The 11,890-nt window shown below is 65.9% G+C and carries 6 protein-coding genes and 1 rRNA gene; all 7 read left to right on the top strand.

Annotated elements, in window-relative coordinates:
• A 5S ribosomal RNA gene (rrf, locus tag Q7C30_RS10545) occupies window positions 1-90 on the top strand; the annotation flags it as partial.
• Window positions 91-240: 150 nt separating this feature from the next.
• On the top strand, window positions 241-3,720 hold the full coding sequence (gene recC, locus Q7C30_RS10540; protein ID WP_317871455.1) for an exodeoxyribonuclease V subunit gamma: 3,480 nt from the start codon (window positions 241-243) through the stop codon (window positions 3,718-3,720).
• Window positions 3,717-7,394 (top strand): exodeoxyribonuclease V subunit beta, encoded by a 3,678-nt coding sequence (gene recB, locus Q7C30_RS10535; RefSeq protein WP_317871454.1) that lies wholly within the window; start codon window positions 3,717-3,719, stop codon window positions 7,392-7,394. Before recC ends, recB begins: the two co-directional genes overlap by 4 nt.
• Window positions 7,391-9,466, top strand: coding sequence for an exodeoxyribonuclease V subunit alpha (gene recD / locus Q7C30_RS10530; RefSeq protein ID WP_317871453.1), 2,076 nt, complete (start codon window positions 7,391-7,393; stop codon window positions 9,464-9,466). Before recB ends, recD begins: the two co-directional genes overlap by 4 nt.
• Before the next feature lie 82 nt (window positions 9,467-9,548).
• Window positions 9,549-10,118, top strand: a complete 570-nt coding sequence (locus Q7C30_RS10525; protein ID WP_317871457.1) for a YfiR family protein — start codon at window positions 9,549-9,551, stop codon at window positions 10,116-10,118.
• A complete protein-coding gene (locus tag Q7C30_RS10520; RefSeq protein WP_317871452.1) occupies window positions 10,115-11,383 on the top strand; it encodes a diguanylate cyclase in 1,269 nt (422 codons plus the stop codon). Before Q7C30_RS10525 ends, Q7C30_RS10520 begins: the two co-directional genes overlap by 4 nt.
• Before the next feature lie 3 nt (window positions 11,384-11,386).
• Window positions 11,387-11,887, top strand: a complete 501-nt coding sequence (locus Q7C30_RS10515) for an OmpA family protein (RefSeq protein WP_317871451.1) — start codon at window positions 11,387-11,389, stop codon at window positions 11,885-11,887.
• The last annotated feature ends 3 nt before the right edge of the window (window positions 11,888-11,890 follow it).

Here is an 11,890-nt window from a genome sequence, read left to right as displayed (position 1 = left end):
ACCTGATCCCATCCCGAACTCAGCAGTGAAACGATGCATCGCCGATGGTAGTGTGGGGTTTCCCCATGTGAGAGTAGGTCATCGTCAAGATTCATTTCGCAAAACCCCTATCTGCACGAGCAGGTAGGGGTTTTGTCTTTTCACGACGCTCAAAACAAGGCCATTCCAAGAGGCGCATTGCTGCCACTCTCGCCACCCAGTATGGTTCCGTCAGCGAATCCGTTTTCCAGAGAACCCGCAATGGCCACCACCACCTCACTGCAACCCGGCTTCATGATCGTTCAAGGCAACCGCCTCGACGAGTTGCGCAGCCTGGTGGTGAGCGTCATGCGTAATTACCCGTTGGCTCCGCTTGAAAACGAAATCGCCCTGGTGCAGAGCAACGGCATCGCCCAATGGCTCAAGCTCGCATTGGCCGAAGACCCTGAAGACGATGACGGCGGCTGCGGTATCGCGGCCGCCATCGATGTGCAGTTGCCCGGCAGTTTCATGTGGCAACTCTACCGTCGCGTGCTGGGCCGTGATCAGATTCCAGAAGTTTCGCTGCTCGACAAAGCCCCATTGACCTGGCGCCTGATGCGCCTGCTGCCGGCCCTGATCGAGCGCCCCCATTTCGAGCCGCTCAAACGCTTCCTCACTGACGACACGGACCTGCGCAAACGCTACCAGTTGGCTGAACGTCTGGCCGACCTGTTCGACCAATACCAGGTCTATCGCGCCGATTGGCTCAAAGACTGGGCCTCAGGCCACCACGTACTCAACACCGCCCGTGGCGAGCGCAAGCCTTTGGCGGACGGCAATCGCTGGCAGGCCGAATTGTGGCGGGCGCTGCTGGACGATGTCGGGGCAGAGGGCATGGCGCAAAGCCGCGCCGGTGTGCATCAGCGCTTCATCGAGCGAGTCGATGCCTTGGAGCACGCGCCCCCGGGATTGCCTGCGCGGGTGATGGTGTTCGGTATCTCATCGCTGCCCGCCCAAACCCTCGAAGCACTGGCCGGTCTGGCCCGCTTCAGCCAAGTGCTGCTGTGCGTACACAACCCCTGCCGCCACCACTGGGGCGACATCGTCGCCGACAAGGACCTGCTCCGGCATCAGTACAAGCGTCTGCAGCGTAAACACAGCATGCCGCTGCAACTGGACGACGAGGCGCTTCATCAGCACGCCCATCCCCTGTTGGCCGCCTGGGGCAAGCAAGGCCGTGACTACATCAACCTGCTCGACAGCTACGATGACCCTGGCAGCTACCGTGGTGTCTTCAGCGACGGCCGTATCGACTTGTTCAGCGAGGCGCAACCGCTGACGTTGCTCAATCAGTTGCAGGACGACATCCTCGAGTTGCGCCCGCTGTCGGAAACCCGCGAAACCTGGCCTGCCGTCAATGCCGCGAGCGACCGCTCGATTCGTTTTCACGTGGCGCACAGTCCGCAGCGCGAGGTCGAGATCCTGCACGATCAACTGCTCGCTCGGTTCAGCAACGACCCGACGCTGCGCCCACGCGATGTCATCGTCATGCTACCGGCCATCGACGACTATGCCCCGCATATCCGCGCCGTGTTCGGTCAACTCGACCGCCATGACCCGCGCTACATCCCCTTCACCCTCACCGACCAGGGCCAGCGTGGCCGCGATCCGCTGCTCATCGCCCTGGAGCACCTGCTCAAGCTGCCCGACAGCCGCTTTGCCGTCAGCGAGATCCTCGACCTGCTTGACGTGCCCGCGCTGCGCGCACGCTTCGGCATCAAGCAAAGCGACCTGCCGACCTTGCACCGCTGGATCGAAGGCGCAGGCATCCGTTGGGGCCTGAGCGGCGAGCAGCGAGCCAGCCTCGGCCTGCCGGAGGGGCTGGAACAGAACAGTTGGCGATTCGGCTTGCGGCGTATGCTGCTGGGCTATGCGGTAGGTGTCGGTGAAGGCTGTGACGGCATCGAGCCGTTCGATGAGATCGGCGGTCTCGATGCCGCCCTGATCGGTCCGCTGGTCGCCTTGCTGGATGCGTTGGAAGTGGCCTGCCAGCACCTCGCCGAACCTGCCAGCGTTCAGCAGTGGGGCGCGCGCCTGCATGCCCTGCTGCAGGTGTTCTTCCTGGCCGAGGAAGAACATGACGAACTGCTGCTGGTCGAGTTGCAGGACCTGCGCGACACCTGGCTGGAAACCTGCGAAACGGTCGGCTTGGACGAACAACTGCCCCTGACGGTCGTGCGCGAGGCCTGGTTGTCGGGTCTCGATCAAGGCAAGTTGTCGCAACGCTTCCTGGCTGGCTCGGTGAATTTCTGCACACTGATGCCCATGCGCGCCATTCCCTTCCGCATCGTCTGCCTGCTGGGCATGAACGACGGCGATTACCCGCGCGCCCAGCCGCCGTTGGATTTCGATCTGATGGCCAGCGACTACCGACCCGGCGATCGCTCACGACGCGAGGACGACCGCTACTTGCTGCTCGAAGCGCTGCTCTCGGCCCGCGATCAGCTGTATGTCAGTTGGGTCGGGCGCAGTATCCGCGACAACAGCGAGCGCCCGGCGTCGGTATTGATCGGTCAATTGCGCGATCACCTCGCCACCGGCTGGCAGTTGGCCGGTGCCGAGCAGGGCGAACGCGACGATTCTGGTCAACAATTGCTGCACGCGCTCACCCAGGAACATCCGTTGCAGCCGTTCAGTCAGCGCTACTTCCAGAAGGACAGCCCGCTGTTCAGCTATGCCCACGAGTGGCAGGTGTTGCACCAGCCTGATCAAACAGCGATCCCGGACACCCTGGTACTGCCAGCGTACGAGAGCGATGAGCCGCTGACCCTGACCCAGTTGCAGGACTTTCTCCGTCATCCGGTGAGGCATTTCTTCAGTCAGCGGCTCAAGGTGTTTTTCGAAGCCCTGCAAGCGCCCACTCCCGACGAAGAGCCCTTCGTGCTGGATGCCCTGCAGCGCTACAGCCTGAGCGAGCGCCTGCTCGATGCCGCACTGACCGCGACTGACGACCCGGAGCAGGCCTTGCATAGCCAAGCGCGGCGCTTGCAAGCCTGTGGGCTGCTGCCGTTGGCGGGCTTTGGCGAGTCGCTGCAGGTTGAACTGATCCAGCCACTGCCTGATTTGCTGACACGGCACCGCCAACTCTTGCAGCGCTGGCCCCGCGTGGTCGAAGGTGCGCTGCCGATTCGTTTCGAGCGTGGCGCCCTGCGCCTGGAAGGTTGGTTGGGCCGTGTCTATCAAGGCGATGGCGAGGACTTGCTGAGCATTACCACCGTCCCGAACAGCCTCGGCGCCGGGCGCAACAGCCTCAAGTGGCATCGCTTGATCCCCGCGTGGGTCATGCACCTTGCCGCCTGCGCCGTGGGTTATCCACTGCACACCGCGCTGGTGGCCAGCGACCAGACCCTGCTGCTCGCGCCTCTGCCCAACGCCCAGGCCAGCGATCTGCTCGCCGACCTGCTGGTCGCGCGTCAAGCGGGCATGAATGCGCCCCTGCCGGTGGCGCCGAAAACCGCTTTCGCCTGGCTCGCTCAGTCAGACCCGGACAAAGCCCAGGCCGCTGCGGCGAAGGCCTACGAAGGCGATGGCCAGAACAGTTTCGGCGAGCGCAGCGAAAGCCTTGCGCTGATCCGTCAGTTCCGCGACTTCGCCGCACTCACGGCCGACGAAACCTTCGAAGGCTGGTGCGAAGCCCTGTATCGACCTCTGTTCACCGCCGCCTGGAAAACCCAGGACTCGCCGGAGACCGCCGCATGACCCAGGCCCGGCCTCTGGCCCTGAGCTTTCCCCTGCACGGCAGCCAACTGATCGAAGCCAGTGCCGGCACCGGCAAGACCTTCACCATCTCCGCACTCTACCTGCGCCTGATTCTGGGCCACGGCGGCGAACACGGCTTTGGCCGCGAATTGCTGCCTCCACAGATCCTTGTGGTGACCTTCACCGATGCCGCCACCAAAGAGCTGCGCGAGCGCATTCGCACACGCCTGGCCGAGGCGGCGCGCTTTTTCCGTGGAGAGTTGGACGGCGCCGACCCCTTGCTGTATCAACTGCGCGACGACTATCCACACGACCACTGGCCACGGTGCGCCAGTCGCCTGGAAGTGGCGGTGCAGTGGATGGACGAAGCGGCGGTCTCGACCATCCATGGCTGGTGCCAGCGCATGCTGCGCGAGCATGCCTTCGACAGCGGCAGCCTGTTCACCCAGAGCCTGGAGACCGATCACAGTGAACTGCTCGGCCAAGTCATGCGCGATTACTGGCGGCGCTTCTGCTATGGCATGCACGGCGAGGCGCTGGCCTGGGTGCGCAGCCATTGGCTCAGCCCGGATGCATTGCTGCCGCGTATCCGCCCATTGTTCGGGCGCTTTCCCGCTGACGCCGAAGGCCCTGAGCCGCAAGCGCTGATCGACGCCGCCCTGGCGCAACGCCAGCAGCAACTGCAGGCGCTCAAGGCGCCCTGGGCGCGATGGGCCGATGAGTTGCAGGAGATCTGTCGCGCGGCGGTGGCCGCCAAGCAGGCTGACGGGCGCAAGCTACAGGCGCGCTTCTTCGAACCCTGGTTCGACAAGCTGCGCACCTGGGCCGGCGATGATCAGCTCATGGAGCTCGACCTGGGCACGGGCTTCACCCGCTTGACCCCGGACGGGATGGCCGAAGCTTGGAAGTCCGGCCAACCGCCCGAGCACCCGGCACTGCAGGCCATGACCGAGCTGCGCGCTCAATTGCAGGCGTTACCCGGCCCCGATGCGGCAGTGCTTGGGCATGCCGCCGGCTGGGTCGCGGCGCGCTTCGAGGTGGAAAAACGCCGACGCGCGGAAATGGGCTTCGACGACATGCTCCTGCGCCTGGAACAGGCCTTGCGTGGCGAGGCCGGCGAACGTTTGGCCGGGCTGATTCGCGAGCAGTTCCCGGTGGCGCTGATCGATGAGTTCCAGGACACCGACCCGGTGCAGTACGGCATCTTCGAGCGCATCTATCGCATTGGCGAGAATCGTCGCGAAACCGGCCTGTTCATGATCGGCGACCCGAAGCAGGCGATCTACGCTTTCCGCGGCGCCGATATCTTCACCTACTTGGACGCCCGGCGAGCCACTGCCGGACGCCTGCACAGCCTGGACACCAACTACCGCTCCAGCCAGGCCATGGTCGAGGCGGTCAACAGCACCTTCCTGTTGGCCGAGCGGCGTGCCCAGGGGCGCGGTGCCTTCCTGTTCCGCGAGGCCGATGACAACCCGCTGCCCTTCGTCGAAGTGCGCGCCAAGGGCCGCAGCGAACGCCTGCTGATCGACGGTCAAGCGTGCGCCGCGTTGCAGTGCTGGCACCTGCCCAGCGACGAACCGCTGTCCAGCAGCCAGTACCGTCAGCAATTGGCGGCGCGCTGCGCCAGCCATATCGTGGCGTTGCTCATGGGCGGCCAGCTCGGGGTGAGTGGCTTCGCTGATGAACAGGGTGCGTTACGTGGCTGCCGTCCGTCGGACATCGCCATTCTGGTGCGCGATGGCCGCGAAGCGCAGATGATCCGCAGCGCGCTGACTGCGCGCGGCGTGCGCAGCGTCTACCTGTCCGACAAGGATTCGGTGTTCGCCGCGCAAGAGGCTCACGACCTGCTGGCCTGGCTCAAGGCGTGCGCCGAGCCCGACGCCGAACGTCTGCTCAAGGCTGCCTTGGCCAGCCTGACGCTGGACCTGCCGTTAATGGAGCTCGAGCGTCTGAATCAAGACGAGCGGGTTTGGGAGGCCTGGGTCATGCGCTTTCGCCTGTATCGCGAAACCTGGCAGCGCCAGGGTGTGCTGCCCATGCTGCGTCGCTTGCTGCACGACTTTCAGTTGCCGCGCAGCCTGATCGGTCGTAGCGATGGCGAGCGCGTGCTGACCAACTTGCTGCACCTGGCCGAACTGCTGCAGCAGGCGGCCGGCGAGCTGGACGGCGAGCAGGCGCTGATTCGCCATTTGAGCGAGCAACTGGCCAATGCCGCGCTGGCGGGCGAGGAGCAGATCCTGCGCCTGGAAAGCGACGAGCAACTGGTCAAGGTGGTGACCATCCACAAGTCCAAAGGCCTGGAGTACCCGCTGGTCTACCTGCCGTTCATCTGCACCAGCAAGGCCGTGGACGGTCAGCGCCTGCCCTTGGCCTGGCACGACCGTGACGGTCAGCCATTGCTGACCCTCAGCCCCACAGCCGAACAGATCGCCCTGGCCGATGACGAACGCCTGGCCGAAGACCTGCGCCTGCTCTATGTCGCCCTGACCCGCGCCCAGCATGCCTGCTGGCTGGGGGTGGCCGACCTCAAGCGCGGCAACCAGAAAAGCTCGCAGTTGCACCGCTCGGCCCTGGGCTACCTGCTCGGTGGCGGACAGCCGCTGTCCGACTCCGCTCAGTTGGCCGGCTGGTTGCAGACGCTGTGCGCGCAAAGCGCTGCGATTGCCTGCCCAGCGCTGCCCGAGGTCGATGACCAGGTCTTCCAGGCCCCGCGTCACGGTACGCAATGGCGAGCTGCACTCAAGCCGCGACGTGCGGCGACGGAGCAGTGGTGGATTGCGTCCTACAGTGCGTTGCGCGTGGGTGACCAGACCGTGTTGGCCGACAGCTCCCAGGCCCAGCAACTGCTCGACGACGAAAGCATCGATCCGCAACTGCTGCGCGAGGTACCGCCGGAAAACGGTGATATCCACCGTTTCCCACGCGGACCGAACCCCGGCACCTTCCTCCACGGCTTGTTGGAATGGGCCGGCCGCGAGGGGTTCGCCGAGATCGCCAGCCAGCCCGCGTTGATCGAGCGTACCGTGGGCCAGCGCTGCAATCGTCGCGACTGGAGTGGCTGGATTCCCACGCTCAGCCAATGGTTGCAGCACCTGCTCATTCAGGACTTACCGCTAGCTCCCGAGGGTACGCTGCTGCGCTTGGCGCACCTGCAGCAGTACCAGATCGAGATGGAGTTCTGGTTTGCCAGCCACCGGGTCGACGTGCGCCGTCTCGACCAACTCGTCGTGCGCCACACCCACAGCGGCGCCGCGCGCCCGGCGGCACTGGCCAGTCAGCTCAATGGCATGTTCAAAGGCTTCATCGACCTGGCCTTCGAACTGGACGGTCGCTACTACGTGGCCGACTACAAATCCAATTGGCTCGGCCCGGACGGCAACGCCTATAACGCACCGGCCATGGAGCAGGCGATTCTCGATCATCGCTACGACCTGCAGTACGTGCTGTACCTGCTGGCCCTGCACCGCCAACTGCGCGCGCGCCTGCCCGACTATGACTACGACCGCCATGTCGGCGGCGCGCTGTTCATTTTCCTGCGCGGCACCGGCAGTGCCGGTCGCGGCCTGTACGCGGTGCGGCCACCCCGTGAGCTGATCGAACAGCTCGATGCGCTGTTTCGCGGCGATCTCCAGCCCGAACAGCAGGACCTGTTTGCCGGAGCCACACCATGAGCCGCACCCTCGACGACCTGCTGCCCACCCCGTTGCAGGCCGAGCACCTGGCGGCCTTGGCGCCGCTTGCCGACAGCCACGATCTGCTGGCGCTGTTGGACCGGTGGGTCGAACGCGGCTGGTTGCGTGCGCTGGACCGCGCATTCGTCAGCTTTCTCGCGGAGCGTGAGCCGGGCGGCGATCCGTTGGTGCTGCTGGCGGCGGCGTTGGCCAGTCATCAGTTGGGGCATGGGCATGTGTGCCTGGACCTGGAGCAGACGCTGGCCGAGCCTGACTTCGCGCTGTCGCTGCCGCCGGAGGGCGACGCCCTGGCCGGACCGTTGCTGCTGCCCTCACAACTGCTCGCCGCCCTCGAACCCGCCCTCTGGCGGCAGCGTATCGCAGCGAGTGGACTGGTGGCCGATGGCGATAGCGCCGGGCATGAGGCGCGGCCGCTGGTGCTCAGTGCTCAGCGCCTGTATCTACGCCGCTACTGGCGCTATGAGCGGCGTGTCGACCACTCGCTGCAGCAGCGCATCGCGACCCACGAAGCGATTCCCCACGACCTGCCGGCGCGTCTGGCGCAGTTGTTCGAAGGCGGCGCGCCGGCTGGCCAGGTGGACTGGCAGAAGCTCGCCTGCGCCCTGGCCACCCGCGCCGCCTTCAGCATCGTTACCGGCGGCCCTGGGACCGGCAAGACCACCACCGTGGTGCGCTTGCTGGCCCTGCTCCAAGGCCCGGCAGTGGAGCAGGGCAGGCCTTTGCGCATCCGCCTGGCGGCGCCCACCGGCAAGGCGGCAGCGCGCCTGACCGAGTCCATCGGTCAGCAAGTCGAGCGCTTGCAGGTGGACGCTACGCTGCGTGCGCAGATTCCCACCGAGGTGAGCACGGTGCACCGCCTGCTCGGCAGTCGCCCCGGCTCGCGGCATTTCCGCCACCACGCCGGTAACCCGCTGCCGCTGGATGTCCTGGTGGTGGATGAGGCGTCGATGATCGACCTGGAAATGATGGCCAACCTGCTCGACGCCTTGCCGAGCCGCGCGCGCCTGGTGCTGCTCGGCGACAAGGACCAGTTGGCGTCGGTGGAAGCCGGCGCGGTGCTGGGCGATCTGTGTCGCTATGCCGAGGAGGGGCGCTACACGGCGGCGACCCAGGCCTGGCTGGAGCAGGTCGGTGGCCAGTCGTTGCATGACAGCGGGCTGCTGTCCGGCGATGCGCAGCAGCATGCCCTGGCGCAGCAGGTGGTGATGCTGCGTCACTCCCGGCGCTTCGGTGAAGGCAGCGGTATTGGTCGGCTGGCACGGTGGGTCAACCTGCAGCAGGCCGAGCAGGCGCGCGCGCTGCTCAGCCTGCCGCCGGACGATGTGTTCGGCCTGGCGCTGCGCGGCGAGCACGACCGGGCCTTCGACCGTCTGTTGCTGGAGGGGCTGGGGCGTGGCGAAGAGGGGCCCCAGGGTTACCGCAGTTACCTGCGCACCCTCGGCCGCCATCGGCCGGCACCGGGTACACCGGCTGACGCGAGCGAGTGGGAGCACTGGGCGGCGCGGGTGCTGGGCAGCTTCGAGGGTTTCCAGTTGCTGTGTGCCGTGCGCCGCGGTGCCTGGGGTGTGGAGGGTCTGAACGAACGCGTAGCGCGGGTGCTGCACGGCGCCGGCCTGATCGATACACGCCTGCCGTGGTACGAGGGGCGACCCGTGCTGGTCACCCGCAACGATTACGGCCTGGGCTTGATGAATGGCGATATCGGCATTGCCCTGCGGCTGCCAGACGAGACGGGTGAAACCTCGCTGCGCGTGGCATTCGCGCGCAACGACGGTTCAGGCGGCGTACGCTTCGTGCTGCCCAGCCGGCTCAACGAGGTGGAAACCGTCTTCGCCATGACGGTGCACAAGTCCCAGGGTTCGGAATTCAGTCATACCGCCCTGGTGCTGCCCGATGCGCTGAATCCGGTACTCACCAAAGAGCTGATCTATACCGGTATCACCCGTGCCAAAGCCTGCTTCAGCTTGATCGAGCCGCGAGCCGGCGTGTTCGAGGAGGCCGTCAAGCGCAAGGTGCGACGGATTTCTGGCCTTGCGCTGGAAAATATCTGACATTCGTCAATACCTTGGCATCGCGGCCTTGTGCTATCGTGCGACACATCTGAATTTAACTTGAGAAGTTTCCTAGATGTCAGTGGTTGTCTCGCCTCGGTGGCGGGTGGCGAGCTGTGCGTTGTCGCTGTTGATCGTCGCCCTGTCGTCGTTCGCCGAGCCTGCGCGGGCGTATGCGCCGGCCACTGCGGTGCAGGTGCAACAGCGCGCCAAGGCAGTGACCCAAGTGGTCCTGGGAATCTTCAGCTACGCCCGGTGGCCGGTGGAGCCCGCGCCCTTGCGCCTGTGCCTGATCGGTCCCACCGAGTACGCCGATGACCTGATCAAGGGCGAGCTGCAGACTGCATCGCAACCCTTGCTGGTGCGTCGTCTGCTGGCCGACGACCCCCGCACCGCCGAGACCTGCGATGCGGTGTATATCGGTCGACTCGACACGGGTGAGCGTGATCGGCTGTTCAACGCGCTGGTCGGCCATCCGGTGCTGAGCATCAGCGAGGCGGACGACCCGTGTACGGTCGGCAGCCTGTTCTGCCTGCGCGTCGAGGACGAGCAGGTGAGTTTCGCGGTCAACCTCGACTCGGTGGCGCGCAGCGGCTTGCGTATTCATCCCAGCGTGCTGCAATTGTCGCGGCGTCGGGCTGCGCAGCCATGACCTCTCGCCTCACGCGCAGACGCCGGCCGACCTTGCGCGCCGCACTCGGCCGCGGCCATCTGGCCATCGCCCTGCTGGCGGTCGGCCTGGCCGGTATCTCGGGAACCTTGCTCGGCGTTGCCGCCCTGCGTGTGCATGCCAATCACAACCTGGAACTGATCGCTCGCTCGATCAGCTACACCGTGGAAGCCGCGGTGGTGTTCGACGACAGCCCCGCCGCCAATGAGGCCCTGGCAGTGATCGCAGGCAGCGAGGAGGTCGCCGACGCCAAGGTCTTCGCCCTCGACGGCGATCTGCTAGCGCACTGGCAGCGCGACGACACCGGGCTGCTTGCACCGCTGGAGCGCCAGGTGGCGAAGGCCTTGCTGGACGAGCCCATCTATCGGCCCATCGTCCACCAGCAGCGCACGGTCGGGCATATCGAGCTGACCGGGCAGGGCGGCAGCCTGCTGCGCTTCCTGCTCAGTGGGTTGTTCGGCATTCTCTGCTGCATCCTGCTCAGCACGCTGGTCGCCCTGCACCTGTCGCGCCGTCTGTTCGGCGATATCGTCCGACCGCTGCGCAGCCTGGCCAGCGTCGCCCACGCCGCCCGCCGCGAGCGCAGTTTCGACCGACGCGTCCCCGAGGCACGCATCGCCGAGCTCAACGAACTGGGTACCGACTTCAATGCCCTGCTCGACGAACTGGAAGTCTGGCAAAGCCACCTGCAAAGCGAAAACGCGACCCTGGCTCACCAGGCCAGCCACGATAGCCTGACCGGCCTGCCCAACCGCGCGTTCTTCGAAGGAAGGCTCAACCGCAGCCTGCGCAACGCCGCCCGCCTTCAAGACCACATGGCGGTGCTGTTTCTCGACAGCGATCACTTCAAGCAGATCAACGACAGCCTCGGCCATGCGGTGGGCGACGAGGTGCTGATCAACGTCGCCAGTCGCGTACGCGCACAATTGCGCGAGCACGACCTGGTGGCGCGCCTGGGCGGCGATGAATTCGCCGTGCTGCTGACCCCGCTGCACTCGCGTGAAGACGCCGAGCGCATCGCCGACAAGATCGTCGCCAGCATGCGCTTGCCGATCCAGCTCGACGATGGCCGCCGCGTGCCCAGTGCGTTGAGTGTCGGTATCGCCTTCTATCCGGACGATGGCCAGGACCCGGCCAGTCTGCTCAATGCCGCCGATGCGGCGATGTACCAGGCCAAGCGCAGCCGTCGCGGCCACCGGCAAGCGGCGCGTGGTGACTGGGCCACGGACCCCGATGACAGGAGCTGAACCGTGACACACCCTTTTTACCGCCAGCCGCTCGCCTGGCTGGCTTTGTTGCTGGCACTGACTGCGTTGAGTGCGTGCAAGACGGCGCCGCCCGTCGGCCTGAGTCCCGAGCAAATCGCTGTGCTGCAGCGCGAGGGCTTTACCCCCAGCGAAGAGGGCTGGGCGTTCGATCTGTCTGGCAAGGTGCTGTTCGGCAGCGATCTGGACCGGCTCAACGGGCAAAGCCAGGCGATCGTCGAACGCGTTGGCCGCGCGTTGCTGTCGGTCGGCATCCAGCGGGTGCGCGTCGATGGCCATGCCGATGCCTCGGGCAAGGCGGCGTACAACCAGCAGTTGTCCGAGCGCCGTGCGCAGAGCGTGGCGCAGGCGCTGGTGGGGATCGGTATGCCGCCAGGCGATATCCAGACACGCGGGTTGGGCAGCCGCCAGCCGGTGGCCGACAACCGCACCAGCGCCGGCCGTACCGAGAACCGGCGGGTGTCGATCGTGGTGGGCGCCCATTGAAAG

The sequence above is a fragment of the Pseudomonas sp. RAC1 genome (assembly GCF_030658255.1).
GTDB lineage: Bacteria > Pseudomonadota > Gammaproteobacteria > Pseudomonadales > Pseudomonadaceae > Aquipseudomonas > Aquipseudomonas boreofloridensis.
Note: the sequence above shows the minus strand (reverse complement) of the source record. Positions and strands in the feature narration are given on the sequence as shown.

Bases quoted from the DNA above. Each gene is read 5' to 3' on its own strand.
- Q7C30_RS10520 (WP_317871452.1), top strand. From the start codon at position 10,115: ATGACCTCTCGCCTCACGCGCAGACGCCGGCCGACCTTGCGCGCCGCA.
- recB (WP_317871454.1), top strand. From the start codon at position 3,717: ATGACCCAGGCCCGGCCTCTGGCCCTGAGCTTTCCCCTGCACGGCAGC.
- recD (WP_317871453.1), top strand. From the start codon at position 7,391: ATGAGCCGCACCCTCGACGACCTGCTGCCCACCCCGTTGCAGGCCGAG.
- recC (WP_317871455.1), top strand. From the start codon at position 241: ATGGCCACCACCACCTCACTGCAACCCGGCTTCATGATCGTTCAAGGC.